20 protein-coding genes and 1 tRNA gene are annotated in these 19,599 nt (G+C 70.0%); 12 read left to right on the top strand and 9 right to left on the bottom strand.

What is annotated here, in order from left to right:
* Positions 1–186 precede the first annotated feature (186 nt).
* The 6 genes from ACWD11_RS07170 (at position 187) to ACWD11_RS07145 (ending at position 4,673) form a co-directional block, all read left to right on the top strand.
* On the top strand, positions 187–627 hold the full coding sequence (locus tag ACWD11_RS07170; RefSeq protein WP_328871073.1) for a DUF3052 domain-containing protein: 441 nt from the start codon (positions 187–189) through the stop codon (positions 625–627).
* A gap of 121 nt (positions 628–748) precedes the next feature.
* The gene (locus tag ACWD11_RS07165) at positions 749–1,207 is read left to right on the top strand and encodes a peroxiredoxin (protein ID WP_389416264.1); all 459 of its coding nucleotides are present in this window, start codon (positions 749–751) and stop codon (positions 1,205–1,207) included.
* A 113-nt stretch (positions 1,208–1,320) separates the two neighbouring features.
* Positions 1,321–1,896 (top strand): calcium homeostasis/redox stress adaptation protein, encoded by a 576-nt coding sequence (locus tag ACWD11_RS07160; protein ID WP_250078559.1) that lies wholly within the window; start codon positions 1,321–1,323, stop codon positions 1,894–1,896.
* Positions 1,897–2,001: 105 nt separating this feature from the next.
* Positions 2,002–2,577, top strand: a complete 576-nt coding sequence (locus ACWD11_RS07155; RefSeq protein ID WP_389416265.1) for a TerD family protein — start codon at positions 2,002–2,004, stop codon at positions 2,575–2,577.
* 126 nt (positions 2,578–2,703) lie between these two features.
* Entirely contained in the window at positions 2,704–3,843 is a 1,140-nt protein-coding gene (locus ACWD11_RS07150; RefSeq protein WP_389416266.1) for a DUF475 domain-containing protein, read from the top strand.
* Between the two features lie 89 nt (positions 3,844–3,932).
* Positions 3,933–4,673: a TerD family protein gene (locus ACWD11_RS07145; protein ID WP_389416267.1), complete on the top strand. Its 741-nt coding sequence runs from the start codon at positions 3,933–3,935 to the stop codon at positions 4,671–4,673.
* Positions 4,674–4,738: 65 nt separating this feature from the next.
* Here ACWD11_RS07145 and ACWD11_RS07140 read toward each other — a convergent pair whose 3' ends face one another.
* Positions 4,739–5,518, bottom strand: a complete 780-nt coding sequence (locus ACWD11_RS07140) for a TerD family protein (protein ID WP_389416268.1) — start codon at positions 5,516–5,518, stop codon at positions 4,739–4,741.
* A 181-nt stretch (positions 5,519–5,699) separates the two neighbouring features.
* Here ACWD11_RS07140 and ACWD11_RS07135 point away from each other — a divergent pair, with 181 nt between their 5' ends.
* The 3 genes from ACWD11_RS07135 to ACWD11_RS07125 are packed head-to-tail and all read left to right on the top strand — an operon-like array spanning position 5,700 to position 10,133.
* Positions 5,700–6,866 (top strand): HpcH/HpaI aldolase/citrate lyase family protein, encoded by a 1,167-nt coding sequence (locus tag ACWD11_RS07135; RefSeq protein WP_451281763.1) that lies wholly within the window; start codon positions 5,700–5,702, stop codon positions 6,864–6,866.
* A gap of 22 nt (positions 6,867–6,888) precedes the next feature.
* A complete protein-coding gene (locus ACWD11_RS07130) occupies positions 6,889–9,321 on the top strand; it encodes a phosphoribosyltransferase (RefSeq protein ID WP_451281761.1) in 2,433 nt (810 codons plus the stop codon).
* Positions 9,321–10,133: an HAD family hydrolase gene (locus tag ACWD11_RS07125; protein ID WP_451281759.1), complete on the top strand. Its 813-nt coding sequence runs from the start codon at positions 9,321–9,323 to the stop codon at positions 10,131–10,133. Before ACWD11_RS07130 ends, ACWD11_RS07125 begins: the two co-directional genes overlap by 1 nt.
* 18 nt (positions 10,134–10,151) lie before the next feature.
* Here the strand turns inward: ACWD11_RS07125 and ACWD11_RS07120 are convergent, their stop codons facing one another.
* The 3 genes from ACWD11_RS07120 to ACWD11_RS07110 form a co-directional block, all read right to left on the bottom strand.
* A complete protein-coding gene (locus ACWD11_RS07120; protein ID WP_389416272.1) occupies positions 10,152–10,370 on the bottom strand; it encodes an FmdB family zinc ribbon protein in 219 nt (72 codons plus the stop codon).
* Between the two features lie 160 nt (positions 10,371–10,530).
* Entirely contained in the window at positions 10,531–11,916 is a 1,386-nt protein-coding gene (locus ACWD11_RS07115) for a hypothetical protein (RefSeq protein WP_389416273.1), read from the bottom strand.
* Between the two features lie 77 nt (positions 11,917–11,993).
* Complete coding sequence (locus ACWD11_RS07110) at positions 11,994–12,719, bottom strand: DUF4097 family beta strand repeat-containing protein (protein ID WP_451281757.1); 726 nt, start codon at positions 12,717–12,719, stop codon at positions 11,994–11,996.
* A 195-nt stretch (positions 12,720–12,914) separates the two neighbouring features.
* Between ACWD11_RS07110 and ACWD11_RS07105 the strand changes: the two genes are divergently transcribed.
* A tRNA-Val gene (locus tag ACWD11_RS07105) sits at positions 12,915–12,986 on the top strand.
* A 48-nt stretch (positions 12,987–13,034) separates the two neighbouring features.
* Here the strand turns inward: ACWD11_RS07105 and ACWD11_RS07100 are convergent.
* A complete protein-coding gene (locus tag ACWD11_RS07100) occupies positions 13,035–13,268 on the bottom strand; it encodes a DUF2277 domain-containing protein (protein WP_451281756.1) in 234 nt (77 codons plus the stop codon).
* A gap of 117 nt (positions 13,269–13,385) precedes the next feature.
* Here ACWD11_RS07100 and ACWD11_RS07095 point away from each other — a divergent pair, with 117 nt between their 5' ends.
* Entirely contained in the window at positions 13,386–14,282 is an 897-nt protein-coding gene (locus ACWD11_RS07095; protein ID WP_451281754.1) for a ketopantoate reductase family protein, read from the top strand.
* 58 nt (positions 14,283–14,340) lie between these two features.
* Here ACWD11_RS07095 and ACWD11_RS07090 read toward each other — a convergent pair whose 3' ends face one another.
* The 3 genes from ACWD11_RS07090 to ACWD11_RS07080 form a co-directional block, all read right to left on the bottom strand.
* Positions 14,341–15,426, bottom strand: a complete 1,086-nt coding sequence (locus ACWD11_RS07090) for a hypothetical protein (RefSeq protein ID WP_451281752.1) — start codon at positions 15,424–15,426, stop codon at positions 14,341–14,343.
* Positions 15,423–16,094: a hypothetical protein gene (locus tag ACWD11_RS07085; RefSeq protein WP_451281750.1), complete on the bottom strand. Its 672-nt coding sequence runs from the start codon at positions 16,092–16,094 to the stop codon at positions 15,423–15,425. Before ACWD11_RS07085 ends, ACWD11_RS07090 begins: the two co-directional genes overlap by 4 nt.
* Before the next feature lie 276 nt (positions 16,095–16,370).
* Positions 16,371–16,877, bottom strand: a complete 507-nt coding sequence (locus tag ACWD11_RS07080; protein WP_451281748.1) for a GNAT family N-acetyltransferase — start codon at positions 16,875–16,877, stop codon at positions 16,371–16,373.
* A 127-nt stretch (positions 16,878–17,004) separates the two neighbouring features.
* On the opposite strand from ACWD11_RS07080, the gene ACWD11_RS07075 reads away from it, so the two are divergent.
* A complete protein-coding gene (locus ACWD11_RS07075; protein ID WP_389416284.1) occupies positions 17,005–17,334 on the top strand; it encodes a hypothetical protein in 330 nt (109 codons plus the stop codon).
* A 63-nt stretch (positions 17,335–17,397) separates the two neighbouring features.
* On the opposite strand, the gene helR is transcribed toward ACWD11_RS07075, so the two are convergent.
* Positions 17,398–19,566 carry an RNA polymerase recycling motor ATPase HelR gene (helR, locus tag ACWD11_RS07070; RefSeq protein ID WP_389416285.1) on the bottom strand — a complete coding sequence of 723 codons (2,169 nt, stop codon included), beginning with the start codon at positions 19,564–19,566 and terminating at the stop codon, positions 17,398–17,400.
* Positions 19,567–19,599 lie beyond the last annotated feature (33 nt).

Here is a 19,599-nt window from a genome sequence, read left to right as displayed (position 1 = left end):
GGCGTGTGTCACCTTGGAGTGTGACGCCACGGCGGGAATCGCGGTGACACAGCCCGGAACGTCACCGTTTCGGCGGTCTCGGCGGCCGGGTACTTGCGCGATCCGCCCCGCCCGTGTGGACTACGGCCAGGCTTCGCGCACGCGCGTGGCTGAGTTATTCCCGAAGACATGATCAGGAGGCAACCCGTGAGCGCGACCGCGGACCACGCGGAGGAGCGGACGAACCCTGCCGTCAGGCTGGGGTTCCAGCCCGAGCAGGTGGTCCAGGAGATCGGCTACGACGAGGACGTAGACCAGGAACTCCGCGAGGCCATTGAGGAAGTCATCGGCAGCGATCTCGTGGACGAGGACTACGACGACGTCGCCGATGCCGTGGTGCTGTGGTTCCGCGACGAGGACGGCGACCTGACAGATGCGCTGGTGGACGCCACCACGTACATCGAGGAGGGCGGCTCGATCCTGCTGCTGACACCCAAGACCGGACGCGACGGCTACGTAGAGCCGAGCGACATCTCCGAAGCCGCGACGACGGCCGGACTGTCCGCGTCCAAGAGCGTCAGTGTCGGCAAGGACTGGAGCGGCAGCCGACTGGTGACGCCGAAGGCGGCGAAGTCCACGAAGAAGTAATCCTCCGCCAGGCACCGGACGGGCCGCCGGCTTCGGTCGGCCCCGTCCGGGGGCCCTTCGGGATCCCTGCGTAGGGTGGCTGCGACCACCCGAACAGCCCCATCGAAGGGACAAGCCGGACATGGCCCTCCAGGTCGGCGAAAAGGCCCCCGACTTCGAACTCAAGGACAACCACGGCCGCGCCGTGCGGCTGTCCGACTTCCGCGGTCACCAGAACGTGGTGCTGCTCTTCTACCCGTTCGCCTTCACCGGCGTGTGCACCGGCGAGCTGTGCGAGCTGCGGGACAACCTGCCGAAGTTCGCCGACCGCGACACCCAGCTGCTCGCCGTCTCCAACGACTCGGTCCCCACCCTGCGCGTCTTCGCCGAGCAGGAGGGCTTCGAGTACCCCCTGCTCAGCGACTTCTGGCCGCACGGCGAGGTGTCCCGTGCCTACGGCGTCTTCGCGGAGGACAAGGGCTGCGCGGTGCGCGGCACCTTCGTCATCGACAAGGAGGGCGTGGTCCGCTGGACCGTCGTCAACGGCCTGCCGGACGCCCGTGACCTGAACGACTACGTCAAGGCGCTCGACACCCTGTGATTCGTGGGCCCCAGGGCCTGCGGCCCACGGGAACCCCTTACTAGGATCGACTCGTTGATCCGGTACCAAACGCATGGCGGGGCTCCCCGCCCCTGGACACCAATGGAGGACTCGTGGGAGTCAGCCTCAGCAAGGGCGGCAACGTATCGCTGACCAAGGAGGCCCCCGGCCTCACCGCGGTCATCGTCGGTCTGGGGTGGGACATCCGCACCACGACCGGCACCGACTTCGACCTGGACGCCAGCGCGCTGCTGCTGAACTCGTCCGGCAAGGTCGCGAGCGACGCGCACTTCATCTTCTTCAACAACCTCAAGAGCCCCGACGGCTCGGTCGAGCACACCGGTGACAACCTCACCGGTGAGGGCGAGGGCGACGACGAGCAGATCAAGGTCGACCTGGCGAACGTCCCGGCCGACGTCGAGAAGATCGTCTTCCCGGTGTCGATCTACGACGCCGAGAACCGCCAGCAGTCCTTCGGCCAGGTGCGCAACGCGTTCATCCGCGTCGCCAACCAGGCCGGCGGCGCCGAGATCGCCCGCTACGACCTCAGCGAGGACGCCTCCACCGAGACCGCCATGGTCTTCGGTGAGCTCTACCGCCACGGCGCGGAGTGGAAGTTCCGCGCCATCGGCCAGGGCTACGCCTCGGGCCTGCGCGGCATCGCGCAGGACTTCGGCGTGAACGTCTGAGCCAAGCACCGATCGCGCTCCAACCGCCCGGCGCCGCACGGTTTGCGTGCGGCGCCGGACGCGCAGGGAAACAACCAAAGAAGCTTGACCTGGGGAGGAAGCATCATGGGCGTCACGCTTGCCAAGGGGGGCAATGTCTCCCTGTCCAAGGCCGCACCGAACCTCACCCAGGTGAAGATCGGGCTCGGCTGGGACGCGCGCTCCACCACCGGAGCCCCCTTCGACCTGGACGCCAGCGCGCTGATGTGCACCGGCGGACGGGTGATGGGCGACGAGTGGTTCGTGTTCTACAACCAGCTCAAGAGCCCGGACGGGTCCGTGGAGCACACCGGTGACAACCTCACCGGTGAGGGTGACGGCGACGACGAGTCGCTGGTGATCGACCTTTCCAAGGTGCCCGCACAGTGTGACAAGATCGTCTTTCCGGTCTCCATCCACATGGCGGACGAGCGGGGCCAGACCTTCGGGCAGGTGAGCAACGCCTTCATCCGGGTGGTGAACCAGGCCGACGGTCAGGAGCTCGCCCGGTACGACCTCAGCGAGGACGCCTCCACCGAGACGGCGATGATCTTCGGCGAGGTCTACCGCTACCAGGGCGAATGGAAGTTCCGGGCGGTGGGCCAGGGATACGCCTCGGGGCTGCGGGGCATCGCCCTGGACTTCGGGGTCAACGTCTCGTAACGCGATATGAGCAAAAGCCGGGGCCGCGTGGGGTACCAGGGGGCGCCGACTAGACTGCGGCTTCAAAAGTTCGTAAAGCCGAGTACGGCAGCGGGGGAGACCCGTACATACAGGATTGGGTAGCCAGTGGTTCTGAAAACCTTCGGCTGGTCGTTCGCGGTCACCGCGCTCGGCCTCGTCGCAGCGGTCCTCTTCGGGGGGTGGACCGCCTTCGGCATCGTGGCGATCCTCTCCGTGCTAGAGATCTCGCTGTCCTTCGACAACGCGGTGGTCAACGCCGGAATCCTGAAGAAGATGAATGCCTTCTGGCAGAAGATCTTCCTCACCATCGGCATCCTGATCGCCGTCTTCGGTATGCGACTGGTCTTCCCTGTCGTCATCGTCGCCATCAGCGCGTCGATGGGTCCGATCGAGGCCGTCGACCTCGCTCTGACCGACAAGGACCGTTACGAGCAGCTCGTCACCGACGCCCACCCGGCGATCGCGGCCTTCGGTGGCATGTTCCTGCTGATGATCTTCCTCGACTTCATCTTCGAGGACCGTGACATCAAGTGGCTGGGCTGGCTGGAGCGCCCGCTGTCCAAGCTCGGCAAGGTCGACATGCTGTCGGTCTGCGTCGCGCTTGCGGTGCTGCTGGGCACCGCCATGACCTTCGCCACCCACGCCCATCTGCACGCGGGCCCCGAGAACAAGGCAGAGACGGTTCTCCTCTCCGGCATCGGCGGCCTGATCACGTACATGGTCGTCGGCGGTCTCTCCGGCTACTTCGAGAACAAGCTGGAGGAAGAGGAGGAGCGCGAGCACGAGGCGGAGGAGGCGGCCGCCCGCGAGGGCAAGCCCCGCTCGGCGGTGGCCATGGCCGGCAAGGCCGCGTTCTTCATGTTCCTCTACCTCGAGGTCCTGGACGCGTCCTTCTCCTTCGACGGCGTGATCGGCGCCTTCGCCATCACCAACGACATCGTGCTGATGGCGCTGGGTCTGGGCATCGGCGCGATGTACGTCCGTTCGCTCACGGTCTACCTGGTCCGCCAGGGCACCCTCGACGACTACGTCTACCTGGAGCACGGCGCGCACTACGCCATCGGCGCCCTCGCCGTGATCCTGCTGATCACCATCCAGTACGAGATCAGCGAGCTCATCACCGGCGGTATCGGTGTCGTCCTGATCGGCTGGTCCTTCATCTCCTCGGTGCGCCGGAACCGCGCGCTGGCGGCCGAGGGAAAAGCCTCCGACCCGGACAAGACTGAGGTCTCGTCCGGGGTGTGACCGACCTCCTCGTGAGGGAACGCTTCTGAGCGGGGCGGCCGGGTCTCCGGCCGCCCCGTCGGATTGTCCACAGCACTATGGGGGCGGGAATGGGCTTGTTCGACGGGTGGCTCCGGAGCGGAGGCTCTGCCCAGTTCGACTCGGGCAGTGCGTCGTCCAACGCGATCGAGCTGACCAAGCGGCACAGTCAGGTCTCCCTCACCAAGCAGGACGCGGCCAACGGTCATCTGCGCATCAACCTGGCCTGGCGGATGCGCAGCTCCGACATAGGCGGGCCGCAGCGGGAGAGCCTGCTGCGGCATCCGTTCAAGGCGCTCAAGCCGCCGGAGGTCGTGGGGCACAGCCAGAGCATGGTCAACGTCGACCTGGACCTCGGGTGCCTGTACGAGCTGACCGACGGGACCAAGGGCGTGGTCCAGCCGCTGGGCGGGTTCCTGGGAGACGTCAACGCGCCGCCGTACGTCAAGCTCAGCGGGGACGACCGGTTCGGGTCGGGGTCCGGAGAGACGATGTACGTCAACCTCGATCAGCGCGAGAGCATCAAACGCCTGCTGGTCTTCGTCTACATCTACGACCAGACGCCGGCGTTCGACCGGACCCAGGCCATGGTCACGCTCTACCCGAGCAACGGGCCCCGGATCGAGATCGGCCTCGACGAGCGGCAGCCGCAGGCCCGGTCCTGCGCGGTGGTGATGATCGAGAACGTGAAGGGCGAGATCCTCGTCCGCCGTGAGGTCAAGTTCGTCTACGGATTCCAGGGCGAGCTGGACCGGCTGTACGGGTGGGGATTGCAGTGGGGGCGGGGCTACAAGGCGAAGTCGGGGCGGTGAACGCCCGGCCGCGGGTCGTCCGTGCCTGGTCGCGCGGTTCCCCGCGCCCCTGACGGGGTGCTTCCCTACCGTCCGACGAACTGCGGGCCCTGCGGCGGGAGGCGGAACTCTCCCGCCGGGACCGGGGCCGGGGTCACCGGCGGCGGATAGCCGTACTGGGGATAGCCGTACGCCGACCGGGCCGGGGGCGGGGACTGGGGGTAGCCGTACGACGGCTGCGGGGGGACGGCCGTGGTCGGCTGCTCGGGGGGCAGCGGCTGGGACCTCGGCTCCTCCGGCGGCTCCTGCGCGGCCGCCTGCTCCGCCTCCTCCACCGAGATGCCGAAATCCGTGGCCAGGCCCTCCAGGCCGTTGGAGTACCCCTCGCCCAGGGCGCGGAACTTCCAGCCCTCGCCGCGGCGGTACAGCTCACCGCAGATCAGGGCCGTCTCCTCGCCCGTCTCCGGCTTGATGTCGAAGTGCAGCAGCGGCTCGCCGTCGGCCACCGAAGCGTCGTACAGCAGGATGCGCAGCGACCGTACGCGGTCGAACGTGGCACCGTCGGCCGAAGCGACCAGGTAAATCTGGCTGACGCCGGGCTCGACACCGGACAGATCTGTCTGGATCGTGTCGGTGAGGCCCTCGGCGACCCGCTTCTTGCCGAGCCGCCAGACCTTGCCGGAAGGGTGGCGGGGCTGGTTGTAGAAGACGAAATCCTCGTCGGACCGCACCCTGCCGTCGGGGCCGAGGAGCAGTGCCGAGGCATCGACATCCGGGACCCCCTGCCCGGGCGTCCAGCGGAGCACGGCACGTACGGTCGTGGCTTCGAGCGGGACGTTCGACCCCTTCAGCATCGCGTGCGTCATGCGGTCATCCTGCCCTCTCGGTAGTGATCACGACAACGCGGGGTACATGATCAGCTGGTGGGTGTGCGCACTCGCGTTACCAGGAGTTCATGCCCACCGGGAACCCCTGACACAGGAATCTACGTACTATTACCGGCCACCTGCGAACATCACAGGGGCACAGCCGCCACGGGGGAGTTATATGCGTCATTTCGGGCACATCGCCCCTGCGGTGCGGAAGCGTCTCTTCCACCGGGAGCCGTGCGAGTTCGACTCCGACTCCTCCGCCCGGCTGCTCGCCACGGCCCTGGGCGCCACGCTGTACAGCCCGGCCACCCGGCCCCGCCTCGCCGACGACATCCGCAAGCAGGCGGCGCGCGGCGTGGTCTCGATGGTGCTGTGCCTGGAGGACTCGATCGGCGACGAGGACGTCGCGGCGGGCGAGGAGAACCTCGTCCGGCAGTTCACCGACCTCGCGGCCCACGAGCAGGCCGGCCTGCCGCTGCTGTTCATCCGGGTCCGGGCCCCCGAACAGATCCCCGACCTGGTACGACGCCTCGGCCCCGCCGTACGGCTGCTGTCCGGGTTCGTCCTGCCGAAATTCACCGAGGAACGCGGCATCCCCTTCCTGGAGGCGCTGGCGAGCGCCGAGGCGGCGAGCGGGCGGCGGCTGTTCGCCATGCCCGTGCTGGAGTCCCCCGAGCTGCTCTTCCGCGAGTCCCGGGGGGAGACGCTGGAGGGGATCTCCCGAGCGGTCGACAAGTATCGTGAGAGGGTGCTCGCGCTGCGCCTCGGCGTGACCGACTTCTGCTCCTCCTACGGTCTGCGCCGGGCTCCCGACATGACGGCGTACGACGTCCAGATCGTCGCCTCCGTCATCTCCGACGTGGTCAACATGCTCGGCCGCGCCGACGGCACCGGCTTCACCGTGACCGGCCCGGTGTGGGAGTACTTCCGCGTGCAGGAACGTATGTTCAAGCCCCAGCTGCGGCGCAGCCCCTTCCTGGACGGCCAGGCCGAGGAACTGCGCGCCGCCCTCATCGAGCACGCCATGGACGGCCTGCTCCGCGAGATCGCCCTCGACCAGGCCAACGGCCTCACCGGCAAGACCTGCATCCACCCCTCCCACGTCCTGCCCGTGCACGCGCTGTCCGTGGTCAGCCACGAGGAGTACAGCGACGCGCAGGACATCCTGCGGCCCGAGCGCGGCGGCGGGGGCGTGCTGCGCTCGGCGTACACGAACAAGATGAACGAGGTGAAGCCGCACCGCGCCTGGGCCGAGCGGACCCTGCTGCGCGCCGAGGTCTTCGGGGTCGCCAACGAGGACGTCGGCTTCGTCGAGCTGCTCGCCGCCGGAATCCCCGGCTGACACCTGACAAACCAAGGGACGCATGAACAAGGCAGTGAACAACGGGGTCTGGTCCGGCACCTGGGTCGCCCAGCGGCTCGGGGTCGAACTGGAGGGCGACGACGCGCTGAAGGAGCTGCTGGGACTCGCGCTGCGCCGCAACCCCAAGCGGGCGCATCTGCTCGTCTCCCAGGTGCTCGGCAAGCACGTACCGCAGTCACCGGCCGTGGTCCACGGCCACGGCGTCGCCCTCGGACGCCGGGTGCGAGACCTGCTGGGCGACGAGGAGGCGGCCGCCGCGGTCGTCCTCGGCTACGCGGAGACCGCGACCGGCCTGGGGCACTCGGTGGCCGACGGCATCGGCCTCGCGCCGTACCTCCACTCCACCCGCCGCCCGGTCCCGGGGATCACCCCGGCGGGCGGCTTCGAGGAGTCCCACTCGCACGCCACCTCGCACCTGCTCCTGCCCGAGAACCCGGTCCTGCTGGCCGGCGACGGCCCGCTGGTCCTGGTCGACGACGAGTTCTCCACGGGGAACACGGTGTTGAACACCGTGCGGGATCTTCATACGCGGTACCCGCGGCGGCGGTACGTGGTGGTGGCGCTGGTCGACATGCGGTCGGCGGCGGATGCCGGGCGGCTGGAGGAGTTCGCGCGCGAGATCGGTGCGCGGGTGGACCTGGTGGCGGCGGCATCGGGGACGGTGCGGCTGCCGGAGGGAGTGCTGGAGAAGGGCCAGGAGCTCGTCACCCGGTACGAGGAGGGGGCGCGGCCGGCCCCCACCGCCCCGCGGCCGGCAGTCGAGCGAGTCGATCTGCACTGGCCCCCCGGCCTCCCCGACGGCGGACGGCACGGCTTCACCCCCGCCCACCGAATACGCCTGGAAAACGCGCTGCCGGAGATGGCCGCCAGGCTCGCCGAGGCACTGCCCGACAACGCGCACCGCGTGCACATCCTCGGCTTCGAAGAGCTGATGTACGCCCCTCTCCGCCTCGCCGGCGAACTGGAGCGGATCACCGACGCCGACGTCAGCTACTCCACCACCACCCGCTCACCCGTCCTCGCCGTCGACGACCCCGGCTACGCCATCCGCAGCCGCCTCGCCTTCCCCGCCCACGACAACCCGGCCGACGGCCCCGGCGAGCGCTACGCCTACAACGTCGCCGGCGCCGGCTTCGACGCCGTCATCGCCGTGGTGGACTCGACGGCCGACACCCCGCACCTGCACGCCCCCGACGGCCTGCTCGCGCAGCTCACCGCGCACACCCCGCAGGTCCTCCTCGCGGTCGTCCCCTCGTACGTACCCGAAAGGCCCTCGATGCTGCCCGAGCCCCTCCGCGGCCCCGCCTTCTCCTCGTACGCCCCCGAGGAGGTCGGCTGGCTGCTCCAGGACCTGTCCGACGTGACCCTGGAGGCACCGACCGAGGAACGCGAGGAGGCCATCCAGAGCGGCGGCGCCCACTACGCGGAGTCCCTCCCGGTCGAGTACCAGCCGAGCGAGCAGTACCAGGAGCTGTTCCGGACGGCACTCGAGGAGTCCGCGGCCCGGCTCGCCCAGGCGGTCGGCGCGGTCACCGAGGTCGTGCTCGCCGAACGCTCCCCGCGCCCGGTGCTGGTCTCGCTGGCCCGCGCCGGCACCCCCGTCGGCGTCCTGATGCGCCGCTGGGCCCAGCACCGCCACGGCCTGGACCTGCCGCACTACGCCGTCTCCATCGTCCGCGGACGCGGCATCGACGCCAACGCGCTGCGCTGGCTCGCCGCCCACCACGACCCCCGCGACGTCGTCTTCGTCGACGGCTGGACCGGCAAGGGCGCGATCACCCGCGAACTGGCCGCCGCCATCGAGGAGTTCGAGGCGACCGAGGGCATCACCGGCTTCGACCCGGAGATCGCGGTACTGGCCGACCCGGGCTCCTGCGTACGGACGTACGGCACCCGCGAGGACTACCTCATCCCCTCCGCCTGCCTCAACTCCACCGTGTCCGGCCTGATCTCCCGCACCGTGCTGCGCGCGGACCTGGTGGGCCCCGACGACTTCCACGGCGCGAAGTTCTACCGCGAACTCGCCGGCGCCGACGTCTCGGTGCACTTCCTGGACGCCGTCTCCGCCCGCTTCCCCGAGGTCGCCGACGCGGTGGAAGCCCAGGCCAAGGAGCTGCTGTCGGCCGACCGGACGCCCACCTGGGAAGGCTGGGCGGCGGTCGAGCGCATCAGCGAGGAGTACGGCATCCACGACGTGAACCTCGTCAAGCCCGGCGTCGGCGAGACCACCCGCGTGCTGCTGCGCCGGGTGCCGTGGAAGATCCTGGCGCGAGCGGGGGCCGGCGCCGACCTGGACCACGTCCGCCTGCTCGCCGAACACAGAGGGGTACCGGTGGAAGAGGTCGCCGAACTGCCGTACACCTGCGTAGGGTTGATCCACCCCAAGTACACGCGCGGCGCGACCGGCGCCGACGGCAAGGCGGTGACCCTCTGATGCCGGTGCTGGTGGCGAGCGATCTGGACCGTACCCTCATCTACTCCTCGGCGGCCCTCGCCCTGACCATGCCGGACGCGCGGGCACCCCGGCTGCTGTGCGTGGAGGTGCACGAGAGCAAGCCGCTGTCCTACATGACCGAAACCGCCTCGCAGCTGCTGGCGGAACTCGGCGACGCGGCCCTCTTCGTCCCCACCACCACCCGCACCCGCAAGCAGTACCAGCGCATCAACCTCCCCGGCCCGCCCTCCAAGTACGCGATCTGTGCCAACGGCGGCCACCTCCTGGTGGACGGCGTCTCCGACCCCGAGTGGCAGGCACGGGTCAACGCCCGGCTCGCGGACGAGTGCGCCACTCTCGACGAGGTCCGCGACCACCTGATGGCGACGGCCGACCCGCTGTGGGTACGCAAGCACCGGGTCGCCGAGGACCTCTTCGCCTACCTGGTCGTGGAACGGGAACTGCTGCCCGACGACTGGGTCAAGGAACTCGCCGTCTGGGCCGAGAACCGCGGCTGGACCGTCTCGCTCCAGGGCCGCAAGCTCTACGCCGTACCCAAACCGCTGACCAAGAGCGCGGCCATGAACGAACTGGCGCGACGCACCGGCGCGGACCTCACCCTCGCGGCCGGTGACTCCCTCCTCGACGCGGACCTGCTCCTCGCCGCGGACAAGGGCTGGCGCCCCGGGCACGGCGAACTCGCCGACGCGGGCTGGACGGCACCCACGATCTCCGCCCTGCCGGAGCGGGGAGTGCTGGCCGGGGAGCGGATCCTCAGGGAGCTCCTGCGGGAGTCACAGATGCCGAGGTAGCCCGGCCATCGGCTCATGTCAGCTGCAGCAGCCTCCGCCGCAGCAGCCCCCGCCTCCGCCCCCGCTTGCCCGGGGTGCGGGGGCGCTCGTCGTCCCGCCGACCGCCACCGTCGACAGCAGCTTCACCGTGTCCCCATGCCCCGCGGGACACTCCGCGGGATCGGAGGACTCGGCCATCGGCCGGCTCAGCTCGAAGGTGTCACCGCAGGACCGGCACCGATACTCATAGCGAGGCATACGAACAGGCTAACCGGCCGGGCGCATGGCGAGGCATACGGAGGGCGGACCGGGCCGAAGTCACAGCGAGGCGTACGAACGCAGGACCGGGCTGAAGTCATAGCGAGGCATACGGACAGAGGACCGGGCTGAGGTCACAGCGAGGCGTACGACCGCACGGCTAACCGGCCGAGCCGCCCCGCTCCTCACGGATCTGCGCCACCACCCGGGCCACCGTCTGCCGCACCCCCTCCAGCTCCGTCAGGAAGTGCCAGTAGTCGGGGTGCCGCCCCTCCAGCGTGCCGATGGCCCGCTCCAGCCGGGCCACCGAGTCGTCCAGCGGCCGGGCATGCCGCGGATCCGGCGTATGGCGACCGGCCATCGCCAGCCGCTGCGCGTCCCGGATCGCGAACCGCGTGCGCTCGATCTCCGCCCGCGGATCCTTCTGCACGGCGTTCAGCCGCCGCAGCCGGTCACCCGCGGCCGACACGGACTCGTCCGTCGAGTTCAGCAGCGCCCGGGCCGTGGACAGCAGCGCCGTCGCATCCGGCCACCGCTGCTCGTCCCGCGCGGCCTGCGCCTCCTTCAGCTTCAGCTCGGCCTGCCGGACATTCTCCACGGCCTGGTCCGGCACGCCCTGGAGGTCCTGCCAGCAGGCGACCGTGAACCGCCGCCGCAGCTCGCTCAGCACCGGCTCCACCTGCCCGGAACGGGTCGTCAGCGCCTGCGCCCGCGTCCGCAGCGACACCAGCCGGTGATCGATCTCGGCCGCCCGCTCCGGCAGCCGGTCGGCCTCCACCCGCACCGCCTCGGCCTCCCGGGCCACCCGCTCGGCCCGCTCCAGCGTCTGCGGCACGCCATGCTGCCCGGCACCCTGGTTCAGCTTGGTCAGCTCAGGCGCCAGCGCCGCCAGCCGGGCCGCGAGGTCGTCCGCCGCCAGCCCGGACGACCGTACGGCGTCCAGCGCGTTGGACGCGGCCAGCAGCCCCTGCCGGGCCCGCTCCACCGCGGGCACCAGCCGGGCCAGCTGCGTCTCCGCCTTCCCCAGCAGCGGCCCCAGCCCGTCTTCAAAACGGTCCAGCTCCCCCTTGACCCGGACCAGCTCCTCCTTGGCCCGGGTCAGCGCGTTGCGCGCCTGCCCGGCGACCGAGGACTCCAGATCGTCCCGGTCCAGGTCATGGGCGTCGACGGCCTCGATGTACTGCTGGCTGGCCGCGTCGATACGTCCGCTGATCGCCTCGAAGTCGGTGACCGCGCGACGCGCGGCGGGGGAGTCGTCGACAGCCGTGATGGTCTCGATGGAGATCCGCAGATCACGCTGAGCCGTGTCGAGTTCGTAGAAGGCCGCCGCGGCGGCGTCCTTCGCGGCCTGCGCCTCGGCCCGCTGATTCTCCGCGCGCCCGCCGAACCAGCGCCGGGTGCCGCCGCCGGCGAACGCGGCGGGCAGCACGAGCGCCGCGGCCAGCGGCAGGGCGAGCAGGGCGACGGTGTCCACGAGCGCCTGCCGCACGGGACGGGGTGCACGCGGCACCAACGGCGAGTACGGCTGCGAAGGTGTCGCCGTCACATCCCTCTCCCGTGCTGTGGTCCGCCCTGCCCGGAGCTGTCATTCTCCCACCGGTTAAGGACGAACACACGGGCCGGTTAGTTCACGGTTCGCACCGTGACTTTCCCGTCCCCGGTCCGCGCGCTCACCACATGCGCGCTGCGCTCGTCCCGCGGTACGTCGACATCCACCCCGCCGTCACCGGTCTCGGCCGTCACCCGGTACGTGGCCCGGGGCACCTCGATCGTCACGGAACCGTCCCCGCTGCGGGACTCCACCAGGTCGGGCACGGCCCCCAGTTCGAGCTTCACCGACCCGTCCCCGGTCTGCGTGTGCACCTCACGCGAATCGACCTCGGCCCGCACGGAGCCGTCCCCGGTGCGCAGCCGCAGCGGCCCGCTGGAGTCGGTGACGTGCACGGACCCGTCACCCGTACGGATGCTCAGCGCCTCCTCGAACCCCCGCGCCCGCACACTGCCGTCCCCGTCCTCGACCTCGACGGCGACGCCCCGCGGCACCTCGATCCGGTGCTTGGCCGAACAGTCCGCGATCACCCCGGAACACTTCAACCGCAGAGTGAGCCGGTCCCCCTCCATCGCCCACGTCACCTTGGGCTCGCCGCCCACCACGACGGACCCCTCGAACCACCGGGTCACCTTGATCTTCCCGGCCGGATGCGCGTCCGAGGCGACGATCTCCAACGCGGAATCATCGGAGTCGACGACCAGCGGACTCCCCTCCAGCCCAAAACTCCGCTGCTCGGGCTCCTTGTCGTCCCCCGCGGAAGCCCCACACCCCGCGAGCCCCCCGACGACCAGCGCCACGACCCCACCCACAACAGCAACCCGACGACCCACGACGATCTCCCCCACCACTGGAAACGGACCTTCCCCAAGCCCTCCCGACGGTATGCACCCCAGTCCCCCAGGGGGATCCGGACCACTCCCGGGTTTCGGGTGGGGTTAACCCCCGGGTTTGCGGGGCAGTGCCCCGGGCAAGGTACGCTGTCGACTCATCCAGGGTGCGTAGCTCAGGGGTAGAGCGTCTGCCTTACAAGCAGAATGTCGGCGGTTCGAAACCGTCCGCGCCCACCTTGATGAGTGAGAGGTCCCGGTCCTTGTGGCCGGGGCCTTTTGCGTTCAGGCCGACTTGCGGGTCGCCGGGTGGCCTCGGACTTCCAGGTCTGCCAGGAGGGCCGCTGTGGCTTCAGCGATGGCGTCCACCGCTCGGTCGAAGACCTCCCTGTTGTGGGCGGCCGGGGTTCTGAAGCCGGAGACCTTGCGGACGTACTGGAGGGCGGCGGCTCTGATGTCTTCCTCGGTGGCCTCTTCGGGGAGGACCGGAGGGCGGAGGGTCTTGATGCTGCGGCACATGTGTCCAGTCTGACTCCCGGCACTGACAATGCGCCTCCGCGCGTGGGCGGGGTCTGCCATGATCGCGAAGAGGCGGCCACCGACCGATGGGGCCGACCGACGAAGGGATGTACTCCCATGACCGACTTCACCGTCGCGATACTCGGGCCCGGCGGAATCGGGGGCCTGCTCGGTGCGCTGCTGTCCCGGGCCGGGCACCGGGTCATTTGTCTGGCCGGCGATGAGACCGTCGGCACGCTGCGGGAAACCGGGATTCAGGTGCGCAGCGGGCTGTACAGGGACTTCCGGGCCCCCGTCGAGGCGGACACCGTGCTGCGCGAGCCCGTGGACGCCTGTGTCGTCGCCGTCAAGCACACCTCCCTCGACGCGGCCCTGGAGCGGGTCCCGGCCGAGGCTCTGGGCGACGCGCTCCTCGTACCGTTTCTCAATGGGGTGGAGCATCCCGCCGTGCTGCGGGCCCACCATCGGCCGGAGCTGGTCGCTCCCGGTGTCATCCGAGTGGAGTCGACGCGGGTCGCTCCGGGCGTCATCGAGCACGGCAGTCCGTTCGCCGAGATCGATCTCAGTGGGGATCTCGTGTCGCGGGAGCGGCTGGACGGGTTGGCCGGCGTGCTGAGGGCTGCCGGGCCCACAACCCGGGTGCTCGAGGACGAGTCCGCCGCACTGTGGGCGAAGATGGCCTTCCTCGCGCCGCTCGCCCTGCTCACCACCCGATACCGGCTTCCGCTGGGTGAGGTGCGTACGCGGTACCGGGAAGAGCTGATCGCGCTCGTCGAGGAGGCCGGGGCCGTGAGCCGGGCGTGCGGGGGGCCCGCCGATCCCGCGCAGGCCCTCGGGCGGTACGACGCCTTTCCGGCCGCCACCAAGTCGTCCATGCAGCGGGACGCCGAGTCCGGTCGTCCGCTGGAACTGGACGCCATCGGCGGGGCGCTGCTCCGGGCGGCGGACCGGCACGGGGTCGCCGTGCCCGTAACGGCCCGCCTCGTGGCGGAGCTGCGGGCGGCCGGGCACTGATACGACGGGGAGGGGCCGTCAGCAGATCCTGCTCGGCCCTTTTCGCCGTGGCCGCGCTTCAGCGGTTGATGGCCTGGATTTCCTGGACCGTGACGGCCTGGTTGTTGCCGAAGGTGCCGTTCGGGAGGTTGCCGCCGGTGCCTCCTGTGCCTGTCCAGGTGATTTGCCAAGTGATGGTGGCCTGGAGGTTGTAGGTGCCGTTGCCGGAGGAGCGGAGGTACATCAGGCCGCAGGGCGGGGTTTCGTCGGCCTTGCCCTTGGCGTACGGCTCGCCGATGGAGCCGTCGGTGTTGATGGCGCACTCGCCCGATGCGGGGTAGGTCTCGGCGTCTGCCGTGCCCGGCTGCAGCTTCAGGGCCACCGGCTTTGCCGTGGTCGTGGCTTGGAGGTTGACACCGGGGGCGTTGATGGCGGCCGTGGCCTGGATCTCGTTGAAGACGGTCTTGTCGAGCCAGGCCCAGGTCGGCAGGTTCACCTTGGTGACCGCCTTGGGGGCGAGGGCGACTTCGGTGTCGGGCAGTTGCATGTGCTGGTAGGCGAGGGCTGCGAGGATCTGCGGGGTGATCGCCTGTTCGTACTGGGGTGGCGGGGTCTCGCCGGTCTCGACCCAGAAGGGGAGGTCGTTGCATGAGCTGCGCTTGAGCAGGTCCGGTTCGTTCGGGTTCTCCACGGCGGCCCAGAACATGCCCTTGCCGTCGTTCTCGACGTTGTAGTCCTTGTAGCCCGGGGTGTTGGTCCAGCCGTATTCGTCCTCGTAGTGGCGCTGCAATTCGCTGAGCGCGGCGCCTGCGTGGCCGCCCATGCCGGGGGCGTTCATCTGGCCCTGGATGTCCTTGGACATCCTTTTCTTGAAGTCCTTGGCGCCGAGGTAGGGGGCGTACCAGCAGGGCGGTGGCGTCCAGTTGACGTCGGTGGGCGTCATGTTGCCGGTGCCGCCGTTCTTGGCCACGGAGCCGGAGTACGTGATCTGTGCTGCGGCGTAGATGCCGTTCTTGTCGCTGCCGCCCTCTTGTTTGGTGTCGGCTCCGTTGCCGTTGCTCGACGGTTCTGCCGAGTGGGCGGGTGCCGTGAACGTGGTGATGCCGAGGGTCAGTGTCAGGCCAGTTACGCAGGCGCCGAGTGCCGTACCTCGCGCCCAGTTCACCGGCACTTCTCCGCCTTCGTCTCCACGAACACCTTCGATGCTTGCCACAGCCCGTCACCTGTGGGGACCTTGACCATGATGATCTTGAAGTGGTCGTAGTCCGCGATGCTGGGCTCGCTCTTCAGAAGCTTCCCGGTCTTGACCTCTTTGCCGTAGAACTTGCTGGAGTCCACGCAGAACGCGACCTCCGCCGAGGTGCCGTTCGAGGCGGACCTGGTGGTGGCCTGGTAGTGGCGTCGAGTTCCGGTGGCCGTCCAGCCTCCGTCCACCCTGTCGTCGATCTGCGTCTTCGCGTAGCTCAGTCCGCCGCCCGTGGAGTAGGCGGTCACCGCGGCGACGTCGGACGTGCGCTGGTCGACGCCGTGGTAGATGGCGCGGACGTAGTTCGCCGCGTCCTCCATCGCCGCTGCCTCGTTCTCGTCCTCCGGCTCGGCCCAGTCGAAGACCAGGTTCATGTCCTTCGGCAGGGAGACGTCCACGCCGTCCGGCTTGTTCTCCGCCGGTGCTCCGGAGGGCTGTGCCGACTTCGTCGGCTTTTCCGTCCCCTGCTCGGCTCCAGCGATCTTGTCGTTGCCGCTGGAGTTGTCGTCCTCGCTGCCGCACGCTGTCAGCAGCAGGGCCGCCGTCGCGGCGAACGCGGCAGCAACGGGCAAAGAGCGGCGCTTCACAGTGGACTCCCCGTGAGATACAGATGCAGGTGAGAGCACTGACGGTATCGGTGGGGCTGGCGGGTTCGCCAGGCGGAACCTGCCCGCTGGGGTGGGTATTTGGGGGAGCAGTGGGGTAAAACGTGCGCCGTCTGTGTCCTGATCGTTTCCGCTGGGGAGTGACGTCGGTCTCGGGGATCGGGGGCGTTTCGGGTCGGGTCCGGCCCAGCCGCTTCGCGGAAGCTATTGGCCGGCACGGTGCCCGACCTCACCTGCCGGTGCGGGGGGACGCGGTCGTCAGATTCCGAACGGCTTGGCGTAGCGGATCGTGCCGGTCGGCAGCGGATCGGTGGTCAGGGCGAGGGTCATCAGGGCCTCGTCCGGGACGTCGAAGGTGACGCCGATGCCGTGGGCGGAGGCTCGGTCGAAGCCGAAGCGCGGGTAGTAGTCGGGGTGGCCGAGCACGGTGACGAAGCGTTCGCCCCGCTCCCGCGCCGCGTCCAGGACCGCCCGGATCGCCGCGCCGCCCGCGCCGGTTCGCTGGTGGGCGGGGTGTACGGCGACGGGGGCCAGGCACAGGGCCGGTACGTCGTCGATGTGGCAGCGGGTCAGCAGGGCGTAGCCGACGGCGGTGTCGGCGGTGTCTGTGCTGACGTACGAGAGGCCCTCGATCCACGCGTCGTCGGTCCGCAGGGCGTCCACCAGGTCGGCCTCCAGTGGCGTCTCGAACGCGCCGAGGACGATCTCGCGGACGGCGGCGATGTCGGAGCCGGTCTCCGGGCGTGTGGTCCAGGGTGAAGTCATGGGTCCATTCTCGGCGCGCTGCTTCGGGTCCGTCGACGCCCAGTGCCTCCGGTGATCAGGCACCCGTTCGAATGAACCCCGGGAAGCAACTCGCCACCCAAAATCGAACAGGCGTACCATTGCGGCCGTGGCTACGACCTATGACTTTCCGAGTGACCTCCTCGCCGGTCAGGAGGAGCTGCATCAGGTCCGGGCCGAGCTGTCGGCCCTGCTCAAGCGGCTGCCCTGGTCGGTCGAGCCGCTGGACGGATTCAGCGACGACCACGGCTGGCGGAAGATCGAGCGCCCGGCCTCTCCCGGCTGGACCGCGGATGAGCAGGCAGCCGTGGAGAAGCTCCGGCAGCGCGAGCACGAACTCGCGGTGTTCGTCAGTACGCACCGGTTCTGGGCCGAGGTCGCCGCGGAGGACCGGGTGGACGCGCGGATGAAGGCCAAGCACGCCCACGACACCTCATGAGCTCCTGTCCACGCGGGTGCGGGCCGGCCCGTTCGGAACACCGGCCGGCCCGCCCGCCGCACCTCATGAGCTCGTGAGGACTACCAGCTTCTGCGTCGCCCTCGTCATCGCCACGTAGCGGTCCACCGCTCCCTCGATGCCCTCGCCGAAGCGCTCCGGGTCGACCAGGACCACCAGGTCGAACTCCAGCCCCTTCGACAGCGACGGGGTCAGCGACCGGACCCGGGGCGTCGCCTCGAACGACGGGTCGCCGATCACGCAGGCGATCCCGTCGTCGTTCGCGTCCAGCCATTCGGCGAGGATCCGGTCCCGGTCCGCTACCGGGCCGTGGACCACCGGGATGCCCGAACTGCGGATGGAGGTCGGCACGTTGGCGTCCGGCAGCGCCGCGCGGATCACCGGCTCGGCCTCGGTCATCACCTCTTCCGGCGTGCGGTAGTTGACGCTGAGGGACGCCACCTCGACCCGGTCCAGGCCGATCCGTTGCAGCCGTTCCTGCCAGGTCTCGGTGAAGCCGTGCCGGGCCTGGGCTCGGTCGCCGACGATCGTGAAGCTGCGGGAGGGGCAGCGCAGCAGCAGCATCTGCCACTCCGCGTCGGTCAGCTCCTGCGCCTCGTCCACGACGACGTGCGCGAACGGGCCCGCGAGCAGGTCCGGGTCGGCGGTGGTCAGTTCGGACTCGTCGACGAGGTTGCGCCGGAAGTCCTCGCGGCGCAGCTGGGTCATCAGGCCGTCGCCGTCGTGATCGGCCGCGATCAGGTTCTCGACGACCTGGGTCATCCGGTCCCGCTGGACGTCGAGGGCGGCCTGCGCCCGGCGCTTGCGGCGCGCCGCCTTCGGGTCGCCGAGCCGCTGCCGGGCCGCGTCCAGGATCGGCAGGTCGGAGAGCGTCCAGGCGTGCGGGGCCGCCTTGCGTTGCAGCAGCCGGACCTCGTCCGGGGTGAGCCAGGGCGCGCACAGCCGCAGATAGGCGGGGACCGACCACAGGTCGCCGACGAGGTCCCTGGCAGCCACCAGCGGCCAGGCCCGGTCCAGGGCCTCGACCAGCTCCCTGTCGTGCTGCAGCGCCCTGCGGAACTGCTCGGGCGGGATGTCGGCGTCGTGCTTGTCGAGCAGGATGGTGACCAGTTCGGCCCAGACCAGCTCGCGTCCCTCGTTGTGCGGGGTGCCCGGCCCCGGGGCCTGGAAGGCCTCGGCCCAGTCGGTGGCGGTGAGCCGGACGTCCGCCCAGGGGGTGCTGACCGTCATGCCCTCGGTGGGCGGGTCCTCGTAGAAGCGGACGGCCTTCTCGACGGCGCGCACCATGTCCGCGGACGACTTCAGGCGCGCGACCTCCGGGTCGCTCTCCTCCGGCGCCTCGGCGCCCTCGGCGACGAGATCGCGCACGGTGCAGGTCTGCACGCCCTCCTCGCCGAGGCTGGGCAGCACATCGGAGACGTACGACAGATAGGGCTGGTGCGGGCCCACGAAGAGCAGGCCGCCGCGCCGGTGGCCGAGGCGGGGGTCGGAGTAGAGGAGGTAGGCGGAGCGGTGCAGGGCGACGACGGTCTTGCCGGTGCCGGGTCCGCCGTCGACGACGAGAGCGCCGCGCGATCCGGCGCGGACGATGGCGTCCTGGTCGGACTGGATGGTGGCGAGCACGTCGCGCATCCGGTCCGAGCGGTTGGCGCCGAGGCTGGCGATGAAGGCGGACTGGTCGTCGAGGGCGGCGTGGCCCTCGCGGGCGTCGGCGGTGAACACCTCGTCCCAGTAGTCGCTGATCCGGCCGCTCTTCCAGCGGTACCGGCGGCGGCTGGCCAGGCCCATCGGGTTGCCGTGGGTGGCCGCGAAGAAGGGTTCGGCCGCGGGGGAGCGCCAGTCGAGCAGCAGTCGGCGGCCGGTGCTGTCGGTGAGGCCGAAGCGGCCGATGTAGACCGGCTCCGGGTCGTCCGCGGTGACGATGTGGCCGAGGACGAGGTCGAGCCCGAAGCGGCGCAGGGCGCGCAGCCGGGCGGTGAGCCGGTGGACCTCCGCGTCCCGGTCCATGGCGGCGCGGCCCGCGCCGCCAGGTGCCTTGAGCTCGGTGGCGAGCTGGTCGGACAGCTCGGCGATCGTCTGCTCCAGGCTCTCCGCGATGGCCGCGAAGTGCCGCTCGTCGGCGGCGATCAGCGCGGGGTCGGCCTTGGCGGCCAGCCGCTCGGGAAGGTCGAACGCACTCTCACTGGACAGGTCGATCGACAGAGAAGCACTCACTTCGTGAATCACTCATTTCCGCAGCTACCGGCG

Source organism: Streptomyces sp. NPDC002776 (assembly GCF_053592195.1).
The sequence above is the reverse complement of the archived record's forward strand: the minus strand, read 5'-3'. Positions and strand labels throughout refer to the sequence as shown.